Origin of the sequence: Acinetobacter modestus (assembly GCF_014636095.1) — a bacterium.
Lineage (GTDB): Bacteria > Pseudomonadota > Gammaproteobacteria > Pseudomonadales > Moraxellaceae > Acinetobacter > Acinetobacter modestus.
Map to the genome: position 1 here is coordinate 160,698 of NZ_BMDV01000005.1, position 23,897 is coordinate 184,594.

General features: G+C 39.0%; 22 protein-coding genes. 11 read left to right on the top strand and 11 right to left on the bottom strand.

The features are described 5' to 3' along the window. Window positions 1-150: 150 nt before the first annotated feature. Window positions 151-522, top strand: coding sequence for a lysozyme inhibitor LprI family protein (locus IEV17_RS12460; protein WP_004659107.1), 372 nt, complete (start codon window positions 151-153; stop codon window positions 520-522). A 61-nt stretch (window positions 523-583) separates the two neighbouring features. On the opposite strand, the gene infA is transcribed toward IEV17_RS12460, so the two are convergent. Next, window positions 584-805 carry a translation initiation factor IF-1 gene (infA, locus tag IEV17_RS12465; RefSeq protein WP_001284370.1) on the bottom strand — a complete coding sequence of 74 codons (222 nt, stop codon included), beginning with the start codon at window positions 803-805 and terminating at the stop codon, window positions 584-586. A 229-nt stretch (window positions 806-1,034) separates the two neighbouring features. Here infA and IEV17_RS12470 point away from each other — a divergent pair, with 229 nt between their 5' ends. Further along, window positions 1,035-2,042: an AraC family transcriptional regulator gene (locus IEV17_RS12470; protein WP_004659105.1), complete on the top strand. Its 1,008-nt coding sequence runs from the start codon at window positions 1,035-1,037 to the stop codon at window positions 2,040-2,042. 40 nt (window positions 2,043-2,082) lie between these two features. On the opposite strand, the gene truA is transcribed toward IEV17_RS12470, so the two are convergent. From truA to asd, 5 genes are all read right to left on the bottom strand, one after another. Continuing rightward, complete coding sequence (gene truA, locus IEV17_RS12475) at window positions 2,083-2,880, bottom strand: tRNA pseudouridine(38-40) synthase TruA (RefSeq protein ID WP_004659103.1); 798 nt, start codon at window positions 2,878-2,880, stop codon at window positions 2,083-2,085. A gap of 16 nt (window positions 2,881-2,896) precedes the next feature. Continuing rightward, window positions 2,897-3,865 (bottom strand): asparaginase domain-containing protein, encoded by a 969-nt coding sequence (locus IEV17_RS12480; protein ID WP_004659101.1) that lies wholly within the window; start codon window positions 3,863-3,865, stop codon window positions 2,897-2,899. A gap of 44 nt (window positions 3,866-3,909) precedes the next feature. Next, a complete protein-coding gene (gene fimV, locus IEV17_RS12485) occupies window positions 3,910-5,100 on the bottom strand; it encodes a T4P machinery localization factor FimV (protein WP_004659100.1) in 1,191 nt (396 codons plus the stop codon). A gap of 61 nt (window positions 5,101-5,161) precedes the next feature. Then, on the bottom strand, window positions 5,162-6,664 hold the full coding sequence (locus IEV17_RS12490; RefSeq protein WP_004659098.1) for a FimV/HubP-related protein: 1,503 nt from the start codon (window positions 6,662-6,664) through the stop codon (window positions 5,162-5,164). Between the two features lie 141 nt (window positions 6,665-6,805). Then, a complete protein-coding gene (asd, locus tag IEV17_RS12495) occupies window positions 6,806-7,924 on the bottom strand; it encodes an aspartate-semialdehyde dehydrogenase (protein ID WP_004659097.1) in 1,119 nt (372 codons plus the stop codon). 190 nt (window positions 7,925-8,114) lie between these two features. Here asd and IEV17_RS12500 point away from each other — a divergent pair, with 190 nt between their 5' ends. Beyond that, a complete protein-coding gene (locus IEV17_RS12500) occupies window positions 8,115-9,224 on the top strand; it encodes an endonuclease/exonuclease/phosphatase family protein (RefSeq protein ID WP_004659095.1) in 1,110 nt (369 codons plus the stop codon). A gap of 331 nt (window positions 9,225-9,555) precedes the next feature. On the opposite strand, the gene IEV17_RS12505 is transcribed toward IEV17_RS12500, so the two are convergent. Genes IEV17_RS12505 through IEV17_RS12515 form a run of 3 tightly spaced genes read right to left on the bottom strand, consistent with a single transcriptional unit; the run spans window position 9,556 to window position 12,435 of the window. After that, window positions 9,556-10,263: a hypothetical protein gene (locus tag IEV17_RS12505; RefSeq protein WP_004659094.1), complete on the bottom strand. Its 708-nt coding sequence runs from the start codon at window positions 10,261-10,263 to the stop codon at window positions 9,556-9,558. Between the two features lie 2 nt (window positions 10,264-10,265). Further along, a complete protein-coding gene (locus tag IEV17_RS12510) occupies window positions 10,266-11,150 on the bottom strand; it encodes a DUF6502 family protein (protein ID WP_004659091.1) in 885 nt (294 codons plus the stop codon). 40 nt (window positions 11,151-11,190) lie between these two features. Continuing rightward, the gene (locus tag IEV17_RS12515; RefSeq protein WP_004659090.1) at window positions 11,191-12,435 is read right to left on the bottom strand and encodes a cupin-like domain-containing protein; all 1,245 of its coding nucleotides are present in this window, start codon (window positions 12,433-12,435) and stop codon (window positions 11,191-11,193) included. 134 nt (window positions 12,436-12,569) lie between these two features. Here IEV17_RS12515 and IEV17_RS12520 point away from each other — a divergent pair, with 134 nt between their 5' ends. Next, entirely contained in the window at window positions 12,570-14,261 is a 1,692-nt protein-coding gene (locus IEV17_RS12520; protein ID WP_004659089.1) for a PT dipeptide repeat lipoprotein, read from the top strand. A 48-nt stretch (window positions 14,262-14,309) separates the two neighbouring features. On the opposite strand, the gene IEV17_RS12525 is transcribed toward IEV17_RS12520, so the two are convergent. Further along, window positions 14,310-15,245, bottom strand: coding sequence for an LpxL/LpxP family acyltransferase (locus IEV17_RS12525; protein WP_004659087.1), 936 nt, complete (start codon window positions 15,243-15,245; stop codon window positions 14,310-14,312). 129 nt (window positions 15,246-15,374) lie between these two features. Here IEV17_RS12525 and IEV17_RS12530 point away from each other — a divergent pair, with 129 nt between their 5' ends. Then, window positions 15,375-15,905: an O-acetyl-ADP-ribose deacetylase gene (locus tag IEV17_RS12530; RefSeq protein WP_004659086.1), complete on the top strand. Its 531-nt coding sequence runs from the start codon at window positions 15,375-15,377 to the stop codon at window positions 15,903-15,905. A 59-nt stretch (window positions 15,906-15,964) separates the two neighbouring features. Here the strand turns inward: IEV17_RS12530 and IEV17_RS12535 are convergent, their stop codons facing one another. Next, on the bottom strand, window positions 15,965-17,872 hold the full coding sequence (locus IEV17_RS12535; protein ID WP_004659084.1) for an ATP-binding cassette domain-containing protein: 1,908 nt from the start codon (window positions 17,870-17,872) through the stop codon (window positions 15,965-15,967). Window positions 17,873-17,904: 32 nt separating this feature from the next. On the opposite strand from IEV17_RS12535, the gene IEV17_RS12540 reads away from it, so the two are divergent. The 6 genes from IEV17_RS12540 (at window position 17,905) to IEV17_RS12565 (ending at window position 23,830) form a co-directional block, all read left to right on the top strand. After that, window positions 17,905-18,150 carry a SlyX family protein gene (locus tag IEV17_RS12540; protein WP_004659082.1) on the top strand — a complete coding sequence of 82 codons (246 nt, stop codon included), beginning with the start codon at window positions 17,905-17,907 and terminating at the stop codon, window positions 18,148-18,150. A gap of 203 nt (window positions 18,151-18,353) precedes the next feature. Further along, window positions 18,354-18,803: a hypothetical protein gene (locus IEV17_RS12545; protein ID WP_004659081.1), complete on the top strand. Its 450-nt coding sequence runs from the start codon at window positions 18,354-18,356 to the stop codon at window positions 18,801-18,803. Between the two features lie 34 nt (window positions 18,804-18,837). Then, window positions 18,838-21,477, top strand: a complete 2,640-nt coding sequence (gene topA, locus IEV17_RS12550) for a type I DNA topoisomerase (RefSeq protein WP_004659079.1) — start codon at window positions 18,838-18,840, stop codon at window positions 21,475-21,477. Next, a complete protein-coding gene (locus IEV17_RS12555) occupies window positions 21,478-22,323 on the top strand; it encodes an NYN domain-containing protein (protein WP_004659077.1) in 846 nt (281 codons plus the stop codon). A gap of 7 nt (window positions 22,324-22,330) precedes the next feature. After that, window positions 22,331-23,089 (top strand): hypothetical protein, encoded by a 759-nt coding sequence (locus IEV17_RS12560; RefSeq protein ID WP_004659076.1) that lies wholly within the window; start codon window positions 22,331-22,333, stop codon window positions 23,087-23,089. Window positions 23,090-23,257: 168 nt separating this feature from the next. After that, window positions 23,258-23,830, top strand: a complete 573-nt coding sequence (locus IEV17_RS12565) for an HdeD family acid-resistance protein (RefSeq protein ID WP_004659074.1) — start codon at window positions 23,258-23,260, stop codon at window positions 23,828-23,830. Window positions 23,831-23,897 lie beyond the last annotated feature (67 nt).

The window sequence follows — 23,897 nt, forward strand, 5'->3', positions numbered from 1 at the left end:
CTGGGATGTATTCTTTGGTTTGAATTGATATATTCGAATATTAGTACAAAGTAAAGACAAAAATATACAAACTAGTCTATTTTTAGGCAATATTCAATTTAGTTCAAATATGCTTAGATAGATAGCAAATTAAGCGATTGAGAAAACTTGATGCACAAATTTATATTTGGACTGATGTGTGGCGCTTTAGCAACATTCAGTCATGCAGATAATTGTGATAAGGCACGCAATACGTATGATGATATTTATTGCACGAATAAAATTTATGCGAGTGCTGATGCTGATTTAAATAAAAATTACCAGCAATTACGTCACCAACTCAATGAGACACAACAAAAGATTCTTAAAAAGTCCCAGCTCGCATGGATTCATCATCGAGATGCAGAATGTACTGATGATCAAAAAAATAGCGTAAGCGTGCAATGTAGACTTACGACGACACAAGAGCGTAATCATTGGTTAGAGGAAAGATTGCGTGAGTGTCAAACGGTAGGATGTAAAACAACACGTTTGAGTGAGTAATAAGAATCAAGCATAAAAAAAGCCACAAACAAAATGTGGCTTTTTTGCATTCACGAATCTCTTAGCGCGCGCGATAAGTGATACGACCCTTTGTTAAGTCATAAGGTGTCATTTCTACTTTTACACTGTCACCCGTCAAAATACGGATATAGTGTTTGCGCATTTTACCAGAAATGTGAGCAATAACTTCGTGACCGTTTTCTAAACGTACACGGAACATCGTATTAGGAAGCGTTTCGGTGACAACGCCTTCGAACTCAATGAGTTCCTCTTTATTGGCCATAGCCTACCTGATGATCAAATTGGAAAGGGGCAAATTATAGTCAATTTATTTGAATTTTACAAGGTGGAGCTTATGTAAACCTTTTAGATCTTTATTAATAAAAACTGTCGGACAATTGACAATTTTTTTTAACAAAAGAAGCAGAATATTGTTGTCAGTTTGGTCAATCAACGTTAATCTAAAATTGTTGTTATTGTTACAAGAACGTATCTACAGGGAAGGGCACTGCGTGGGTCAGTTAACAGATGCATCAGTTGTATTGCGCTTTGGTTATCAGGCAATTCGTAAAGCAGGATTGCCAACTGAAGAGATTCTAACAAAAGCAGGGGTAGCGCTAAATCAAATTGATACCAATGCCCGAACGCCATTAAGTGCGCAAAATGCATTTTGGATTGCTGCACAGGAAGTCAGCAATGATCCTGATATTGGATTGCATTTAGGTGAGCATTTACCACTCTATCGTGGCCAGGTGATTGAGCATCTATTTATTAGTAGTGAAACATTTGGTGAGGGTCTAAAACGAGCTTTAGCTTATCAGCGTCTGATCAGTGATGCTTTTGATGCAAAACTCGTAGTTGAAGATGGTCGTTGTTATCTTACCAACGGTGAACAGTTTTGGTCAGATAATTTAGTCAATCGCCATTTCTCAGAATGTGCTATGTCAGGCATATTACGTTTCTTTAAATTTATTACTGAAGGTCAGTTTCAGCCAATTTACATCGACTTTAATTTTAGTGATGGTGCTGATGATGATGAATATTTCCGAGTGTATGGTTGCCCTGTTAGCTTAGGACAAAAAGCGACACGTCTTTATTTTGATGTTGCAGTACTTGATTACCCATTGTGGCAAGCTGAACCAGAACTACTACAATTACATGAACAACTAGCGATTGAGAAATTACAAGAGCTTGCGCGGTATGATTTGGTTGGTGAAGTTCGCCGTGCCATTGGTTCAACTTTAGAAAGTGGTGAAACTACTTTGGAAACGGTTGCAGCGCAATTAAGCATCACTCCACGCCGCTTAAGAACACAGCTCAGCGAGGCGAATACGAGCTTCCAGCAAATCCTTTCAGATTATCGTTGCCGTCTAGCGAAGAAATTATTGGCGAATACCAATGAAAGTGTAGAAAGAATTGTGTATTTAACGGGTTTTTCTGAACCAAGTACGTTCTATCGTGCATTTAAGCGTTGGACGAATGAAACCCCTGTCGAATATCGTAAGCGTAAACAGCGTTAATTTTTTAAGAAAAAAGCCTTATCTCTCGATAAGGCTTTTTTTATTCAGGCAGATTTAACCATTGGGGACCTAAAGGCAGCTGTGGTAAATCAAACTCATCAGGATAATAGGACTGAATAAAATATAAACCATCAGGTGGGGCGGTGATGCCTGCAGCTGTACGGTCTTCTGCGGCAAACATGGTATCGATATGATTAATCTCATACATACCTTGTCCGATTTCTAGTAAACATCCCATGATATTCCGTACCATATGATGTAAAAATCCATCGGCTTGAATATCTAATACTAAATAGCGTCCATGCTCAAATAGACGGCAGTGTTTTACATGACGTATGGGTTGGTTGGATTGACATGCAGCAGCTCGGAAAGTCTCAAAATTATGCGTTCCCTCAAATTTGGATGCAGCGACAATCATCTTCGGTACATCTAATTTTTGATAAAGATGAGTGACTTGTTTAAACAATAGTGCAGGACGGGTGGGTGCGTTATAGACGACATAACGATAACGTCGTGCAGTGGCTTTGAACCGTGCATGGAAGTTCTCATCCATGCATTTAATCCATTGAATTGAAATATCTTTTGGAAGTTGGCTGTTGGCACCACGAATCCAACCTTGTTCTGGGCGAATGGCTTCGGTGTCGAAATGAGCTACCATATTGGTTGCATGTACACCAGCATCAGTTCGTCCAGCACCATGCAAAATAATAGGCTCATTAGCAATACGGCTCAGCACTTTCTCGATGGTTTCTTGAACAGTTACAACGCCAGCCTGCTGGGTTTGCCAACCACGGTATTGTGTGCCACAAAATTCAATACCGATTGCATAACGTTGCATGTTTTAACCTCAAATATTAATGCTGATGCCAATTCGCGAACCATTGTTCGTGGCTCGGATATTTTAAATAGATTTGCAAGACTTTTGCATATAAATCAGCATGGCTATGGCAATCATTGATTAAAACTTTGGCAGATTGAATCCATGAACTGACGGCATAACGTTGATCTAGTTGCCCAAAGGTCACTTGGGTGCTGATAATAGGCAGACATTTTTTTTGATACAGTTGCTCAAACAGCATCAGAATTTCGTCATTTACTGCAATATTGCCTGTGCCAAATCCTTGTAGAATCAAGAAATTTGGTGGGTTAAGCAGAATATTTTTTAATTGTAGAATGAGTTGTTCTTTTGCAATCGGCTGCAACATCAAATTTAAGATGCAGAGTTCAGTTGCTTTCAGAATATATTCATTTTGAATAACAAGAGAATCTGCTGTGGTTTGACAACTTTGATTTGCTTTAACACCAACAAAAGCATCCAATTCAGTGGTATGCGCTTTTAAGGTCGTTTGTGCGTGAAAAACTTGTTCATGGAACGCCAGATAAACACCAGTTGGCAAAGTAAGGACTTGCTCTAATGCTAAATATAGGTTGCCTGTGGCATCTGTAAATTCACGGGTATCATTGCCTTCAACATTCAATAATGGGTATTGGCTACCTGTAATGATGGCATGACAAGAATGTCCCAAGAAACGAGCAAGTGTTGCTGCAGCGTAACTTAATGTGTCTGTCCCATGAATAATGACAAAATGTTGAAAACTATTGAGTTGCAATTGCTGGATTTGTTGTACCAACTTTAGCCAATCCGTTGCGGTGCAGGCACTACTGTCTTTGATACTAGGCGCAGCGAAGCATTCGACCTGTAAATGAGGTGGAATGATCTTAGCAAGTAAAGGTAAAAAATCCTGTTCTGGCATCGGCATCAATGGTTCGCCAACGCAACCAAACGTCCCACCCATATAAATTAAAGCGATTTTTTTCATCATAAAAAAAGCAGTCTGAGAGACTGCTTATATTAGACCGATCAAATTCAGGAAGCTATTTTATTCAGTAAACTTTGTGAATGTTGTTGTTGCTCTGCATTAAATGATGGGCTATTTTTTAATAATTCACGTGCAGAATCATAAGCGCCTAATTCAATATATTGCTCAGCAAGTTCTAGATTGAGCTGTGCTTCATCAAGTTGTTGTAAATCAGGAAATGATTGTACAAGAGGGTCATTGATTGCAACAGATGTAGTTTGAGGCGAGGTTTGAACAGGTTCAAGTTCAACAACTGATTCCGTAACTGCTTCTGTAACTTCAACTTGCTTGTTTTCTGTTGGTTCAAAACTAAAATCTAATGTTGGTGCTGCTTCAGTTTTTTGTTCTGTAACTTCTAAGTTTGAAAAATTGAAATCTAATTCAGGCTTTGCTTCTTCAACTACAGGAGGAGTTGCAGGTGCAGCATCTAAATTGAATGAGAATTCTAAAGGAGCAGGCTCTTTATTCTCTTGTTGCTCGATTGTTGGCGCAACTTCAGTTGTTTCTTTTTTCTCGAAGGAAAAATTAAAATCTAATGGCTGAACTTCTGGGACTGGTTCAACTGGTTTAGCTTCTTCTGCTGGTGCAACATATCCAGATTGTAAGTCATCAAATGATTGTGACGTTTTTGATGCTGCTAATGCGTCAAAATCTGCGTTGTTTTGCTCTTTTGCTAAAGTATCTGGTGTACTGGTTTGCTGGAAATGACTTGAGCTTGAACTGAACTCAATTGCATCAGGTTGTTTATTTTTTTCATATTCACGTTGTTTTGCTTCAGCAGCTTGAGCAATATCATCAAGTTTCAAAGCATGAATATGTTTGATCAATTGATCAATTGCAAAATCATCTTTTTGAGCTAAGTGAATATCAAGGAGAAATAAATATAACTCATGTTGGGAGTTATCTTGTTTTAAAATCTGATTGATTTGTGCTTCTGCGCTTTGATAATTGCCGCTTTGAATTTGCTGTTCAATTTTCTGGCGTAAAGACTCTGGAATCGCGGTTGCGGCGGCTGGAACAGATTCTTGTTCTTCACGTGCTAATGTCGTACGTGAAGTTTTAGTTGTAGCTGCTTTCTTCGCTGATTTTGCTGTAGCACCTTTTTTAGATGTTGCAGTAGTTTGGTTGTCACTGCGTTTTTTTAAAACGATTGCAACAACTAATACGACGATTAGCAGTACAATTATTATAGTTGACATGATCTATACCCCTTAAAGATAGAGCCGCTTTGTTGCAAATTTATGAGAATCTTCTCGTAACCTAGCGTGTTGGCTTTTTAGTTTCCTGCTGCACTTTCAACTGGTCTTGTAACTCTGCAAGCCGAGCATTTAATAGCTGAATACGTTGTTCCTTGTTACGTAATGCCAATTCTAACTGTGTTACGTTTCTTTGTAATGTAACGGTTTTTTCTCGTGCTGTCATAACTTTTAATGATAAATCTGCACTGGTTTTTTGCTGTAATGTGTCTTTTTTCGCACTTCCATTGCTTGAATCTTGGTTACTTTCAGCGACCAGTGACATTTCCGCTTGCTGCAGGCGATATTTGGCTTGACCTGATCGAGGATGTGTTGTCTGTGCTGCTATTTGGTTTATTGCTGTATTTTGACGAGATGGTGTTGTATTTAGATTGAAATTTAAACGAGACCCTTGTCTTAAACGATTTGCATTACCACCAATAAAAGCATGCTCATTCTGTGCTTTGATCTGATTCATAACTTTAGCAACAGGCTGTTGTGTTTGTGATGCGATTTGTTGCGCAATACTCCACAAAGATTCGTTACGCTGCACGACATGCTGTTGAGCTGAGTTATTAGATGCAGTCATGGAGTTACTATTTGTGGCTGGTACTTTCTTTTTAACCTGTTGTGTATTTTGCGTAGATTGTTGTTTTTTAATTTTTTCTTTTGGTTCAACTGGTTTTGTGTCAAGTGGTTTTGATTCTTTTTCGATTGGTGTTGGTGGTTGACTCGCAGTTTGAACTGGCTGAGCTGCGACTTGAACAATAGGCTGTTTAGTCATGGTTGGAGTTGGATTTGATTCAATTTTTACTGGTGCAGTCGTATTTATATTATTTGTTTCGATTTTAGGGCTAATTTTTGCAGTTACAGTGTCCTGATTCTGGTTCGACATCGGCGTTGTAACAACGGATATTGCTACTGGAGAGCTTTGCTTTGATTGTGAGCTATTTAATATTGGTGGTAAAGCTGAGGAGACATTTAATAAATTTTCTTGCTTTAAATTAAGCTCTTTTGCATTTGTTGCAATTGGTGAACTGAAGCGAGTGCTTTCGGGCAAATTGAGTGCAATATCTTTTTCACTGACAATATATTTAGGTGAAAGCGTTTTTTCATTTGCAGCTGCTTTAGCGGATATCGCTCTCGAACTTTGTCCTATAGGCTGCTTAATATGCTTTAAATGTGCTGCACCACTTTCTTGTATTTTAAGAATAATATTAAGTTCACTGTCTGTCATTGGACGTGTCGAGGTAATAACAATCACCCCTTCACCTTGTGAATTGCGACGTGTATAAAAATTTAGGCCACTCGGAGGCTGATGAGCAGCACCCATCATTAAAAGATCTTCAGGTGTTGCTAAGCCTACATCTAATTTTGCGGTAGGATCGGCTTGATGAAAACTCATTTCTGCGTAGAGTAATTCACCAGGTGCAGATTGGATTTGCAATGGATCGAGTGTAATCGCATAAAGGTGTTGCGAAGAAATGATGGCTAAAATGGCAACTTTTAATTTGTTATAAACAGTCATCTCGATCCATGAAAAAGTGATGTTTTAGTCAATTCAAAAGTATACATTACCGTGATGTAAATGAATTGTAAAATATTCATGTTTGATAAAAAACAAAAGCCGATCAAATGTGATCGGCTTTTGTTTTTTAAATATTTTTGCTTAAGCGTTCTTGTATTCAACCAAAATACGAAGCATACGACGTAAAGGTTCAGCAGCACCCCAAAGTAATTGGTCACCCACAGTGAATGCGCCTAAATACTCTTTACCCATATTGAGCTTACGTAAACGACCAACTGGAACTGTTAAAGTACCAGTCACAGCAACAGGAGTAAGGTCAGTCATAGAGGCTTCACGGGTATTTGGAACCACTTTCGCCCATTGGCTTGATTGACGAATCATATCTTCGATTTCATCAAGCGCTACATCTTTTTTCAACTTCAAAGTAATGGCTTGAGAGTGACAACGCATTGCACCAATACGAACACAATGACCATCAATTGGAACAATCTGTTGATTGCCTAAGATCTTGTTAGTTTCAACTTGACCTTTCCATTCCTCTTTTGATTGACCACTTTCAAGCTGTTTATCGATATATGGGATCAATGAACCTGCTAATGGCACACCAAAGTTAGACTTTGGAAAACCTTCACCACGTTGCAACTCGGCAATTTGACGGTCAATATCAAGAATTGCAGATTTTGGATCATCCAATAACGTTTTAGTATTGTTATATAAATAGCCCATTCCAGTGATCAATTCACGCATGTTTTGCGCGCCCGCACCAGAAGCTGCTTGATAAGTCATCGAAGTTGCCCATTCCACTAAATTATTTTGGAACAGAGAGCCTAAACCCATCAACATTAAAGAAACTGTACAGTTACCGCCAACGAAAGTTTTAGTGCCGTTGACTAAACCATCTTTAATCACGTTTAAATTGACTGGATCAAGTACGATGATCGCATCATCTGCCATACGTAGTGTAGAGGCAGCATCAATCCAGTAACCATCCCAACCTTCAGCTTTTAGCTTAGGGAAAATTTCAGATGTATAATCACCACCTTGACAGGTTAAAATGACATCCATTTGCTTCAGACTGTTAATGTCTGACGCATCCATAAGTGCTGGTGCAGTCTTACCACCAAATGAAGGTGCTTCGCCACCTGCATTACTGGTAGAAAAATAGAATGGCTCAATGTGAGCAAAATCATTCTCTTCAACCATACGTTGCATGAGGACAGAACCAACCATCCCACGCCAACCGACCAGACCTACTTTCATGTCATTGTGCCTCGGTATCTAAAAAACTTTAAAGGGGGTTTGAGTGTATCAAAAGCGACCACAACTGCAAGCTTTACGTAAATAAAACGATAATTTTATTGAGTGGAATAACTTGTTTGTATTAGATAAAAAATTGATAAAGCTATAACTTCTTTAAAAAATCCAAGATAACCCTAAGAGTACAATTAACATGATATGGATCGAATTTTGTGCGGTACTGGTTATTTGGCTGAGCCTATGGTCCTTGATTCCTCGTGATGAATGGTGGTTTCGCGGTGCAGATTTTCCTCGTTTGCAAATATTGGCAATAGGAATAATCGCCTTATTGGGTTTGCTATTTATGCAAACAGAATGGACTTTAACGCGAGAAGTACTGCTTTTGGGGCTTATCGCAGCGGTCGCATTCCAATTAAAAATGGTTTTGCCTTACACGCCAATATGGCGTAAACAAGTTCAGCAAGTGAAACAAGAGCAATTAAATCCAGAACAGCAAATTTCTTTGTTAGTTGCTAATGTGCTTACACCTAATCATCAATATGATTTATTGTTGAAACATATTGATGATTTACAACCAGATCTAGTACTGACATTAGAGTCGGATCAGAATTGGCAAGATGCATTACACCCTATAGAAAAACAATATCCTTATCGTGTTGCAGTGCCATTAGATAATTTATATGGCATGCATTTGTATAGCCGTTTACGTTTAGATGATTCTGAAATTAAATTTATTTTAAGCGATGAAATTCCATCTATACACGCCTCGGTAACATTACGTTCAGGTATCCAAGTACAGTTATATTGTTTGCACCCTAAACCACCGAGCCCAACTGAAGCCAAAGATTCAACTTTAAGAGATGCTGAGCTTTTAATTATTGGCGATCGAATAAAAGATTTGGATGAAAGTTGTATTGTCATGGGGGATCTTAATGATGTGGCATGGTCACGCACCACGCGATTATTTCAACGAATCAGTGGTTTGCTAGATCCACGGGTAGGTCGCTATTTCATGAATACTTTCCACGCAGATTATCGGCTTTTACGTTGGTCTTTAGACCATATCTTTCATAGTACTGACTTTGGCTTAGTGGAAATGAAACGTTTATCTCATATAGGTTCTGATCATTTTCCAATTTATGTCGTTTTACAGACGGGTCGTATTTTTGAGCAACAGCAGGAAGAACTAGAACAAAGCGCTGAAGATGAACAAGAGGCTGAAGAGGCGATTCGGGATGGTATAGAAAAAGCAGAACAAGAGCACAAACAAGTTGTAGATGAATTGGCTCAGCCTTATAAGTGACTCAATAGAATGAAATGGCAAATATCGTGATGTAAGCAATATCGTACATTGATTTAAGTCTACGGCGAATAGTCGAGTTTGATCAAAAGGTTTATTCTAAATACATCAGCACAAGGACGCAGGAAAGGATTTCCGATTAAGGATAGCGACGCTGAGATGGAAAACGCATCAAGGATATGATGCATGCGATGGAAGCAAGATAATAAAAATGACGTGAAAGCACAACCTCATTTGCCCGAGTTTTGCAGGATGCGAAACTCGGGTTTTAATTTGACTATTTTTTTCTATCATTTAATCCCATTTCGTTTGATTTTCAAACCCACTATCTCACTTATTGAGGTGGCTCTGCTTCGCTTGGAAGTTCAATAGGGGGAAGGGATGTATCATTGTCTTCAGTTTTTGGCACACGCCGTTTATACATCAATACCGTTGTTTGAGTTGTACCACATTTGTCCCAAATGGTGTCAGACGATGGTAGTTCAGTACTATAAAATGCATAGTAACTTATAGTAATAGGTTCTTGTGTAATAGCGAATTTTAGATCAATTTCATAAGTACGTGTTTCAAATGGCTTAAGGACTTGAATACTATTTTGCTCGCTAACACATTTGAACGATTGGCTCGCTTCTATATTCATGCTGCCAATTTTGAAGTCAACAGGACGACAATTAGGGATCATCTCATAAATATAGTTGGGCGTTGTATTATGGATTTCAATTTGTAATGGTGAAATTGATAGCGAACGAAGTGTATCTGCAGGAATAGGCAATTTACTTTCTGCTTCAACAAACCGCATATGACGCTCTACACCTGAACATATGCTTTGAATGTCAGCAGGGATTTTTGCAACATACTCATATGTTTCATCACCATCACCTGTCGATGGGTTTGAAGAATTGTCGTTACTGCCTGGTACGGGTTTTTGTGCACCCGAACCACTTCCACCTAAGCTGACATTTGAAGCGAGAAAGTTTTCACCACAAGCGACTAAGGAAATTGTGAGGCTACAAAGGAATACAGATAACGAGAATTTTTTCATTGTTATTTACCTTTATATTGATAAGGTATCTGGAGTCTAATTTGCTTATCGTATTGATAAATACCTAAACGGAACTGATATGTAGCATCATTCTGATTTTGGTCTTGTTCACAGCACATAATCGCTGCATTAAGAAGTTGCTTGGCCATGTTTTGCCAAAGCTCAATACTGAGTTGTCGTAAGCTTTCAATTGATTTAAGCGTTAATTTCTCTGCGTGGACAGCTTGTTCAAGATGAGTAAAGGTTTTTTCACTAATAAAGTTGTCGACGCCTGCTGCAAGATGATCAGTCAAGTTTGCAGAAAATAATGCTTTACTTTCTTGCATTTGATTATCAGGAGTAAAACTATGTTGTTGTAAAATAACATCAGAGCCTTTTTGCTCAACGACGCCTAATCTTTGTAATTCAAATAAAATCGAACGCGGGTGTTTCTCTGTAGAGATATATCTTACCAATCCCTCAAAGCTGTGTTCATCACCAGAAACAGGAATTTGATGGGGTAGATCTAGAGCAATCCACCTTGCAATAACACGGGCAGGAACACTAATTGCAAAAGTAGGTTGAACATCAGTAATGAGTTGTTCTGCTTGTTGTCTAAATGCGCTGACATCTTTTCGATGTAATCCTGAGAGTAAGCTTACAGCTGAATCTGTTTTATTTTGCTGAATACGTTCTAATTCAGCGATAGCTTGCTCATAAAAGATTGGTTTTAAGGCAGCAACAAAGTCAGTATAACCAACACCTGAGTGAATCAGCCAACGAGCAATATGTTGCATCATCGGGAAAATACTTTCCAAGGTCGTCTCCGCATCTTGAGGAATTATGCCTTGAAGATCTTGATGCGATGATTCGGTAGGGAGAATCATTTCATTCGTTAGTTTTGCCATAAAGATACCTAAAATCAATTACCGTCAGTTTTTCTAAAATTCAGTCAATGTGAGTTGGCTGCGGAAATGTCTCAGCGCCGCCATTATCAAGATTAAAATGAGTAAAAGATACACTTATAGACGTATCAAGACTTTCTACACAATGCCACCAACCCATTGGGATAAATAGCGATTCTCCTTGATTTAAGATGCATTCAATTTTTAGGCAATCATTTAGCTCTGGGAATTGTTCGGTAATATTGGGTTGGTGTGGATTTGCAATTTGACTAAATACAGCAACATCGTTGTATAAATGAGGTACTTGCATCGATGGAATCAATGTGACTTTTTTTCTCCCATAAATCTGAACCAAAAAATTATTTGTTAAATCATGATGCAAAGGAGTAAATGCCCCTTTAGGTCCAAACCAAATAAAACTTCGATCAAGAACTTGGTGGTGATTTGTATAATTGTGGAAATCGCCAATATCTTTGAACAGTTCTGAAAGGCTAGATTGACTTGCTTTCGCATTATTCGCAGTCATATAAAAATTATTAGTATGCATATTTTGTTCAACTAACTCTACAAATTGGTTCATACTCATTTTCGTTTTGTGTTGAATGGAATTCCTTTCAAATAATGGGTCTTGCTCTCGATTAAACTGAACTTCAATCTCTTGATGTCCTACTGTTTGCTTGAAATATTGAGGCGACCATTTCTTTAATGCATTCCAATGATCGATAGCATTAGTCAGCAGTACAGGCAGATTTCGACTGTAATAATGTTCAACAAAATGCTCAAAATACGGTGTAGAAATTCGCTTCACTTCCTTATAGCTAGGGTTGAGGCGCGCAAATCGGTCTAAGGTATCCAATAACCAGTTTCGTTTTTTGACTAAAAAGTGCTGTTGTTGAGCAATCTGAAAATATGGATTTTGTTTTAACTCGACTAACTCAATAGCAATATCAATTTCATTTAAACCTTGGGCTTTAAGGGTTTGGTAGATCATATTTTTAGGTTTTTCTTCGAGTACTGCTTCAGCAATCCATTTCTTTTGTCGGGAATTTAAGTTGCTAGGAGTAAAACTTTGCTTTTGTGCAACAAGTTGTTCTAGCCAATTATAATTTTGCTCATTTTCAATATTGCCATCCAATTTTACTGGATTAAGTTCAATCAGGCCTTCCTGTAGCAAAATTTTAGCTAAATCTTCTGGATGACAGCCACGTTCTAAATTTTCCAATAACCAAGCATTCCAATTTTCTGGTAGTGCCTTGAATTGGTTTATTAAATTGATTTCAATATCCATATATTGCAGCCCGCTAATTTTAAAAATTGACCTTCCGTTATTAATTTAATCATAAAAATATTTGCACTCAAGCAGAAAAGTGTTAAATTTTCACATGTACAATATGTGAAAAATTCACACAGAGGGTGAAAATCATGAAAAATATTTGGACTCAACTTGCGTTAAGCGTAACTTGTGTAGCCTTAGTTGGTTGTGGAGGAAGTTCTTCTAATAATTCACCAACACCAACACCAACACCAACACCAACACCAACACCAACACCAACACCAACACCAACACCAACACCAACACCAACGCCGACGCCGACACCAACGCCGACACCGACACCGACACCGACACCGACACCGACACCGACACCAACGCCAACACCGACACCAACGCCAACACCAACGCCGACGCCGACACCGACGCCAACGCCGACACCAGCTCAGGCTTTAGCAGGAACATGGGAGTCTACATATTGTAATAATCTCAGTGCGGGTGCATTTCGATTGCTAGTTGAAAACTATCAAACGAGATCGAATTCTTTTGATATGGTTGTGGATAGCCAACAATATACCGAACCACAATGTGCTGGAATGGTGAAGGGAAATCAGGAACTAGATGGAGGGCCTACGACTGGAATTGTGGTTGAAAATATGGGTAATCAATTCACTGTAAATCAAACTAGATATTATACAGCGATGATTCGATCTCGTAGTTCAGCCACTGGTGCGCAGGGGGTTGTGGCATTTCGAGATGCGAATACTTTCTGTTTGTTGGAAAATATTACTAATCCTGTGGGGAGCGAAATTGACCGTACTGTTCAATCCATTAATTTAGATGCAACTCAAATATGTTGGAGAAAATCATCTGTTCAACGTTTCCAAAGAAAAGCACCAGCAGCAATAGTATCGACCTCTAAAACTCTACTAGCAGATGTGCAACCAAGTTTACAGAAGCTTCAAAACCAATTAGATACGCAAGCAAATGCAGGTTATCGTCTTAATCTAGCTAATTTTGATACGCGGACAGATTCTCCAACAGCTTCTTTTGAATTAAATCTGGATGCGAGAGATGACCGCAATTTATATACCAAAGATGAAGCAACGAATGTTAATAAATACCAATACCATGTATTGGATGGCGCTGGTGCAACGGCAACTGCACGTTATACATTATGGAAAACACAGCTTGCTCAACAAGCGAGTTTGGGTTTTATTTATAAACAACAGGCCGTTGTGAAACTTGCAGATGGTAATCCATCACTTTATAACAATATTTTTGAAAAACGCATGGGTGATACTGCAATCTTTACCATAACTCATAAAGAAGTAGCTCAATCGGCAGTAAAAGATAAGTCTCTTTGGGAGGCAACGGCAAACCAATTGGGTAGTCAGGGTTGTCGAATTTTCTTTGCGGAATATATTTATGGATCGCAGTTTGCTTTTGCGTGTAGTAATAGCAATACACATAACGGAACTTATCAATATCGCTGGATTGCATCGACATCGAATGCCAAAGCAAGTGAAGTTCAAGCGATTTTAAATGCGCAAAAAGCAGAAGGTTTTGTATACCGTTTTGAACTTGAATTGCCAAATGGGCAAGTGGGGTTTGTCTTTGAAAAAGACAGTACAGAGCCGAATTTAGCAACATCGTTAGAATATAAAGTGTTTGAAGATAGTGTACTTGATAGTGGTGATTCAACTAGTTTGATGGATGAGCGTATGACACATCAGGGTTTACTTGGATGGCATCTCTTAGATGGTCGTTCGGTATTGGCTGAGGGTGGAATCACATCATCTTCAAATATTAAAACAATCTTTGTAAATCGACCATTACCTTAATAAATAAGCAAAAAAATCTGTGCCTATAGGCACAGATTTTTTTTATATTTAATAAATTTTCTCGTAACCTTCTGCTCGGGTTTTGAATCTACGGTGAAACCACATCCATTGAGTTGGTGCAATGCGCAATTGAGCTTCAATGATTCTATTCACCCGAATTGCATCATCGAGTTCATTTTCACTCGGCATATTTTCAACAATAGGCTCAATCAGAACTTTGTATTGTGGATTACGAACATCGCCATAACGATAAAAATAAAGCGGGATTGCAACAGATTTGGAGATTTTTAATAGACGACGATGTGCAGTAACAGTTGCAGCAGGAACACCAAAAAAAGGCGCCATGACACCTTGTTTTAAGCCAAAATCTTGGTCTGGACTATACCAAATCGCACCGCCATCTTTTAAGCGACGAACCAAACCACGCATATCATCATGATCAATTTGCTGTTGATAAATGGTTGCGCGACAACGATAAATCAGCATATCCAACATCGGATTATTCTGAGGACGATAGACCACATCAGGCTCAAAATATTGAGCACAAATATAACCACCTGCATCCAATAAAGTACTGTGTGTACCTAGCAATAAGATACCTTTGCCTTGAGCTTTGGCTGAGTTGATGTGCTCTAGACCTTCAATACTATGGCGTCCTTTAAACCAATTTGGACAATACCAAGCATTTAATGTTTCAAATACCCCCAACATCATGTCGACAAACACTTGTTTTGCTTGTGCTTCAACCTCAACAGGAGACCATTCAGGGAAGCAAACTTCCAGATTTCTGATTGTGGTTTTTCGACGTGATTTGAGCAAGTGCCAGCATAATGAGGCTAAGCCATGTGCCAAGCGCCATTGAATTGCCCAAGGTAAGATTGCTAAGAGCATGAGAAAAGTGATGGCGATCCAGATTTTCCAATACTTAGGGAGTAAAAATTCCCATTGAAACTCACCAGGAATATAAGACGATTGTTGGCTCATAAACTAGAAATATGAATGATATTGAATTTTGAAGCAGTGTAACATGAAGTCGGTTTTACGACTTTAAATCTAAAAGATAAAGCACAGCCTTTTTGTGTATAGATAAATAAATATTTTGATCAGGAGACCATGTTGAAACAGATAGGCATACTTAAGGGAGATATTACCCAAATTGCAGTGGATGCTATCATCAATGCAGCAAATACCTCGCTTTTAGGTGGAGGTGGGGTGGATGGAGCAATTCATCGTCGTGGAGGTGTCGCGATTTTGGCAGAGTGTCAAAAAATCCGTGCCAAACAGGGTGGTTGTGCAGTAGGTGAAGCGGTGATAACCACCGCAGGAAATTTACCAGCAAAATATGTGATTCATACTGTTGGACCAACATGGTTAAATGGTGAGAAGAACGAACCAATTTTATTAGAAAATGCTTATCGTAATAGTTTTAAACTCGCTGATCTTCTGGGTTTAAAAACAATTGCCTTTCCAAATATTTCAACAGGAATTTATCGGTTTCCTAAACAGCTTGCTGCTCAAATCGCGTTTAAAGTGATTAATGACGAGTTAAAACAAAGTCAGTCAGTCCAAGAAGTAATTTTTGTTTGTTTTGATGATGAAAATTTTAATATTTATCAGTCATTAAAAGATGATTTTGAAATCTAAGCATTCATTGGGTTTTAATAGAGCATCTATCATTTTATGGATAGATGCTCATCATCTGATTAATTGCCTTTCGACATATTTTCTAAGATGTCCCAACGTTCTAATTTCTCAAGCAAAGATTCTTCAATTTCTGCTAAACGTTGACTCGCTAAAGTTGCAGCATTAGCGTCAGAGACGAACCAAGAACCATCTGCAAGTTTTGCTGAAAGTTCGGCTTGTTCTTTTTCTAGCTTTTCCATCTCAGCAGGGAGTTGTTCTAACTCACGCTGATCTTTATAACTCAGCTTGACCTTCTTTGATGCTGATGCTGCGGCAACCGCTGCTTCGGCTTTAGCTTGTGCTTTTTTCACATCACTTTTCTGATCAACCACTTTTTGGTCAGGGCGTTGTTCCAAGTAATCTTGATAGCCACCAATGTATTCATCAATATTGCCCTTACCATCGAATACCCAAGTCGAAGTGACGACATTGTCCATGAAAGCACGGTCATGCGAGATCAGTAACAAAGTGCCTTTGTAGTCAGACAGCATTTCTTCAAGCAACTCAAGTGTCACCATATCCAAGTCATTGGTTGGCTCATCCATCACGATCAAGTTCGATGGTTTGAGTAACAGTTTTGCTAATAGGATACGGTTTCTCTCACCGCCAGACAGTGCTTTGACTGGCGTACGAGCGCGTTCTGGTGAGAATAAAAAATCTTGTAAATAGCTATAGATATGACGGCGGTTACCGTTCACATCGACAAAATCAGAACCTTCAGACACGTTGGCCATCACGGTTTTTTCAAGATCAAGTGCATTACGCAGTTGGTCAAAATAAGCCACTTCCAGTTGAGTACCTGTTTTTACCGCACCGCTATGTTCGATTTCACCTAAAATCGCTTTGATCAGGGTGGTTTTACCCACACCATTATCGCCGACTAAACCGATACGATCACCACGTAATACGATCGCTGAGAAGTCTTTGATTAACGGTTGCTCACCATAACTGACTCTTAGATTTTCAATCTCAAACACTAACTTACCAGAACGATGAGCTTCTTGTGTCGCCATGCTGACTTTGCCCTGCTGTGAACGACGCGCTTTAGATTGTTCACGTAAGTCTTTTAAGGCACGGACACGGCCTTCGTTACGGGTACGGCGTGCTTTGATGCCTTGACGAATCCAAGCTTCTTCTTCTGCTAATTTTTTATCGAATAAAGCATTTTGTTTTTCTTCAGCTTCCATTTGCTGAGCTTTGAGCTCTAAATAGCGTGAATAATTGCCTTCATAGCCACGTAAAACACCACGATCGAGTTCAACAATACGTGTTGCAATGCTATCTACAAATGAACGGTCATGTGAAATAAATAAAAGAGTTAGATTATTTTGATCAAGTAAGAACTTTTCTAACCATTCGATACTTTCTACATCTAAATGGTTTGTCGGTTCGTCCAGTAATAACACATCAGGTTGGGTAAGTAGGGCACGTGCCAAGAGCACACGACGCTTACGTCCACCTGATAGGTCTGCTAAATCTGCATTTGGATCTAGCCCCATTTTACCTAAAATGGTATTTACTTTGTTTTCAAGTGCCCAACCATCGAGCTGATCAAGTTTATGCTGCAACATGCCCATACGATCGCAAGCTTCCATATCACCTAATACACAGGCATCACTTGCTTCATGGTAGTCTTTGAGTACGGTTGCTGCTTCTCCTGCACCATCAGCAACAATATCGGCCACTTTGCCTGAATCCATCGGCACGTCTTGGGCTAACATTGAAACAGTTAAACCATTTTGAATCGAAACTTCACCTGTATCAGGTAATAAACTTCCCTCAATCAGTTTTAATAAAGTAGACTTGCCTTCGCCATTACGACCAATTAAACAGACTCGTTCGCCACGTTCTAGGTTAAAGTTCGCGCCGTCGAGTAGGGCAGGTCCGCCAAATGCGAGATGGACATCCCTTAAAGTAATGTAGGCCATAATGTTTCCTAAGAGTTCAGATGAGGTCTGAAATGACTAAACCACAAAAATTTGATGATCACGCGTCATTGTCCGCACCCATTGAAGATTTGCAAGTCCGAATTGCATTTTTAGACGATTTAGTTGAACAATTAAATCAACAGCTCGCAATTCAGACTCAAGAAATTGCAATTTTAAAAAAACAAATGCAACTTTTATATCGTCGAGTTGAATCTTCTGATTTATCGGAAGGGATTGCTCCTTTTGATCCGATGAGTAATAAACCACCACATTATTGATGGTGATAATATTGAATAATAAAGGTGTAGTTTTAAAGTTCGTCATTCATTGAATGAATAATATTTTAAAACTTTAAATTAATAAGCTTCAATTATAATTATATTTCCGAGTTTAACTCTTATTCCGAATACAATTGTAAGGAAAACTTGCCTTTTAACTCAAACTTATGTAACGCTAATAAAAGGAAGTTTTGGGCAAGTTTATGAGTAATGTTGGAATTTGGATTACAGTTGCGATAGTTCTATTTGTCTTGGGCTCGATTTTTGGTCTGCGTGTGAGTCCTCGAGAAAAAGCGTTAGGTATGATGCGTGATCAAGCTAGAAAAATGGGCTTACATCCCCGTTTAATCGTTGCACCTGACTGGACAAAAATTCCAATGGCTTCTGAAAAGCGTGCCAGTATGGTGGCTTATTATAGTGTACTGATTCCAGAAGGTCGTTTAGCTTTGATGCGTGCAAGAGTCGTGGATGGCAAGCTTCAGGTGGTGCAAGGGGATCAGAAATTTAATGATTCACCCATTGCATTAACAGGAGTTTATGCTATTGATATGCAGGCAAACTGTGTCGGGCTATATTGGGATGAAGAAACTGATTTAAGAGCCACTCAGCTTGAAGCAATGAAAGCATATTTACATGAATTAGCTCAGCGCTAATTATTTGATTAGATTATAGGAAAAACGATTTATTATGGCGAATACTCCACGCTCTGCTTCAGAAAGCACAGCAGCTCCTACACCTGCTGCAAAGAAACGTGCCTTAGTGATTGTGGAGTCGCCTGCAAAAGCGAAAACAATTAATAAATATTTAGGTTCACAATATGTGGTGAAGTCATCGGTGGGTCATGTGCGTGATTTACCGACAGGAGGCGGGGCGAAATCCACTGAAAAGAAGCCCGCAACTCGTACTAAACTGACGGATGAACAGAAAGCCGAAAAAGCCCAGTCCGCACTGATTAATCGTATGGGTGTGGATCCAGAGCATGATTGGATTGCACATTACGAAGTGCTTCCAGGCAAAGAACATGTGGTTGCCGAACTGAAAAAACTCGCCAAAGATGCCGATGCAATCTATCTCGCAACGGACTTGGATAGAGAAGGAGAAGCGATTGCTTGGCACTTAAGAGAAGTGATTGGTGGGGATGATAGTCGCTACCATCGTGTGGTCTTTAACGAAATTACCAAAAATGCCATTCAAGAAGCATTTAAACAGCCAACACGACTTGATTTAAACCGTGTGAATGCTCAACAGGCGCGCCGTTTCCTCGACCGTGTGGTGGGCTTTATGGTGTCACCATTACTCTGGGAAAAGATTGCCCGTGGTCTATCGGCAGGACGCGTGCAGTCCGTTGCTGTAAAACTAGTGGTTGAACGTGAACGTGAAATCCGTGCATTTATTCCAGAAGAATACTGGCAAGTTTTTGCAGATACCATTTCCAAGAAAGAAGACATTCGCTTAGAAGCGGTTAAGCAAGCAGGTAAAACACTTAAGCTTAAAAATAAAGCTGAAACTGATGCCTTACTCAGTGTATTGAAAGATGCTGAATATAAAGTTGCACTACGCGAAGATAAACCAACTAAAGTTAATCCGAGCGCTCCGTATATCACTTCAACCTTACAACAAGCGGCGAGTACGCGTTTAGGTTTCTCTGTGAAGAAAACCATGATGCTGGCGCAGCGTTTGTATGAAGGTGGTTTTATTACCTATATGCGTACAGACTCAACCTTTTTGAGTGATGACGCTGTGAATATGGTGCGTAATCATATTCAACAAAATTTTGGTGAAAAATACGTCCCTGCCAAGCCAAATCGCTATGGCAATAAAGCGGGTGCACAAGAGGCCCATGAAGCCATTCGTCCTTCAGATGTTGCTTTGACTGGTGATAAACTTGCGGGCGTAGAGCGTGATGCACAACGGTTATATGATTTGATTTGGCGTCAATTTGTTGCCTGTCAAATGACACCAGCTGAATATTTATCTTCAACGTTGACTGTTGAAGCGTCAAATGTTGAGTTAAAGGCGAAAGGCCGCACACTGGTATTTGATGGTTTTACCCGTGTTCGTGGTGCCAATAAATCTGATGATGATATTTTATTGCCTGCGGTGAAAGTTGGTGAAGTCCTTAAGTTAGAAAAACTTGATCCGAGTCAGCATTTTACCAAACCGCCTGCACGCTTTACTGAAGCGTCTTTGGTGAAAGAATTAGAGAAAAAAGGCATTGGTCGTCCATCGACATATGCTGCAATTATTTCCACCATTCAGGAACGTGGTTATGTGAAGCTCGAAAACCGTCGTCTTTTTGCCGAGAAGATGGGTGAGATTGTTACCGACCGCCTAGATGAAAGTTTTAATAACCTGATGAATTATGCTTTTACCGCTGATTTAGAAGGTCAATTAGACCGTGTTGCAATGGGTGAGCGTAACTGGAAAGAGCTATTAGATACATTCTACGGTGACTTCAAAAAGCGCCTGACCAATGCTCAAGGCGAAGACGGTATGCGTCGCAATCAGCCTATTGAAGTAGCTGATGTTGCTTGTCCTGAATGTTCTCGTCCAATGCAAATTCGTACAGGGACGACAGGGGTATTCTTGGGTTGTTCAGGTTACAACCTGCCACCGAAAGAACGCTGTAAAGGTACTTTAAACCTTACGCCAGTCGAATCTTTAGCTGCGTTATCAGATGATGATGGTGCTGAAACTGCTGATTTGATGTCAAAACACCGTTGTCCAAAATGTGGTACTGCGATGGACAGCTATGTCGTGGATGGTGGTCGCAAATTACATGTTTGTGGTAACAACCCTGATTGCGATGGTTATGAAGTCGAAGAAGGCGAATTCAAGATCAAGGGTTATGATGGCCCGACTATCCCATGCGATAAATGTGATGGTGAGATGCAGCTTAAAACGGGTCGTTTTGGTCCATATTTCGCATGTACTAGCTGTGACAATACTCGTAAGGTACTCAAGAGTGGTCAACCTGCTCCACCACGCGTAGACCCAATCAAAATGGAGCATCTACGTTCAACGAAGCATGATGACTTCTTTGTCTTGCGTGATGGCGCTGCTGGTTTATTCTTGGCTGCAAGTAAATTCCCGAAAATTCGTGAAACGCGTGCACCAAAAGTATCTGAATTACGTAGCGTAGCTGAACAACTTGATCCAAAATATCAATTCTTGCTGCAAGCTCCTGATACTGATCCTGAAGGTAATCCGACAGTTGTTAAATTTAGCCGTAAGAATCAAGAGCAGTATGTTGGTTCAGAAACTGCGGAAGGTAAACAAACCAAGTGGAGTCTAGTATTCCAGAATGGAAAATGGGTTGAAGCTTAAATGGAGTTAAAACCGAAGAAGCTTGCGGTATTGATTGATGCTGATAACTCTTCGGTCAATTCAGTTGAATCCATTTTAGAAGAAATTGCTAAATATGGTATTGCTAGCGTAAAACGAGTATACGGTGATTGGAGTAGTGACACTTTGAAAAAATGGCGTGATGTGTTATTACCTCACGCTATAACGCCAGTACAGCAATTTGCTTATACAAAAGGTAAAGATGCTACTGATATGATTCTAATTATTGATGCGATGGATTTACTTTATAGTGGTGCACTAGATGGTTTTTGCATTGTATCCAGTGATAGTGATTTTACTCCATTAGCTTCAAGAATTCGAGAAAGTGGTTTAATTGTTTATGGTTTTGGACGTAGTAAAACACCTGAAGCATTTATTCGCGCCTGCGATAAATTTATTTATGTAGAAAATTTAATTGAAGAGCAAGAACGAGTTGTTAGTAATATTGAACCTAATTTCGAACCTAATGATCTAACTGTTAAACAAAATAATAAACAAAATGCTGTTCAAAAAGATGAGACTGTTCTTAGTGAGACAACAATCAACTCTGATGATAAGCGAGATACTTCTGTTATTGATAGAGCAACACTAAATTTAATTTATAAAGCTGTGAAAGATAATACAGAAGATAATGGATGGGCTAATTTATCAATAGTTGGACAATATATTACAGCAGTTAAACCTGATTTTGACTCTAGAAATTATGGTCGTGCAAAATTATCTGGTTTAATAAAAATGTTAAATTTATTTGAAACTAAGATAGAAGATAGTCAAATGTATTTAAAAAAGAAGAAAAAAAATGGCACGACAACAGGCGAACAGAAATAGAGCTTCAATGTGGAAAAATATTAGGGTTGCATGTCTTTTAGTTGTTTTATTGATTGTAGCAATTAATGCGTATCGTGATCAAAACCAAGACTGGAACCAACCGATCAATATTCTGCTACATCCCATCAATGCTGATGGCTTACCCTCTACTCAAAAATATATCCAAGAATTACAGCTAGATGATTTCTATGAGGTCAAACAGTATTTAGAAAAAAATAGTCAACAATATCGTGGGAAAAGCAGTTATTTTATGGTTCAGATAGGACGTGAATTACAACAAATACCACCTAAGACACCTGAACAACTAAGTGTTATCAATAATATATTGTGGAGTTTAAAGTTTCGTTTCTATGCTTGGAAACAACATGAATCAATAGATGGTTCTCCAAGTTTAACTTTGTATTTGAATTATTATGATCCAAAAAATACAAAAGAGTTAAAACACTCTACTGCGCTTGAGCGAGGTCGTATTGGTTCAGTCAATTTATTCGCAGCTCATAAGCAAGAAAGACAGAATAATGTTGTGCTCGTACATGAGTTGCTTCATGGTTTTGGTGCTACGGATAAATATAATTTAGCCAATGGCGAACCACTTTTTCCAATTGGCTATGCTCAATACGAGAAAAGACCCCTATATCCTCAAACTGAAGCCGAAATTATGGGGGGGAGAATCCCTTTATCAGAGCAAAAAAGTAAAATGCCTGATGATTTAGAACAAACAGTTATTAGTCTGCTCACAGCAAAAGAGATAGGATGGGTTCAATAATCTGTGGATAAGTTCTGACTTATCCATACCAATCAAATAAAAAGATCAATGTAATAAAAAGCGTGATTTCCTGACATTCGGTCATTATTTCTCAACATGCTTTATACAATATCGTGTATGGAACACGCTCAAAATAGAGCTATAACATTGATGATAAAAGAGTAAATAATGATGAAAACGGTGGGTAACGATCTGATTCGCAATCAGCTACACGCTGATCGTAAATGGTATCTGTTATTAGGTGTCTTATTGGTTATTTTTGGTTTAGTTCTTTTAGCTGCACTGCCTTTTGCAACATTATCAGCGGTCCTTCTTTTTGGTGTCCTTATGATGCTCGGCGGTATTTTACATTTTATCGCTGCATTTATGGTCTTTCAGGGTGGGACACGGTGGTTGTGGGCATTATTCGGCGTTTTGTATATTGCAGCTGGTTATTTCGCTTTTACTACGCCCGTGATTACAGCAGTGGTTTTGACCAATTTATTGGCAATCGCATTGATTATTGCTGGAATTATACGTAGTGTTAATGCCTTTATTTTAAGACCGATCTCAGGTTGGGGATGGGTGTTGTTTTCTGGTGTATTAACACTTTTAACAGGTATTCTCATTCTATCGTCACCTGATTCACCATTTTGGGTACTTGGTATGTTTCTCGCGATTGATATCCTTTTTCAAGGGATTAATTATTTAACTTTTGCAAGTGCAATCAAACAGCTCCCACACAGTTCAACTGTGATTTAACATTCGACAATTATTGAAATATTGAGAGCATGTTGATACATGCTCTTTTTGTTTTGGTAGTAGAAAA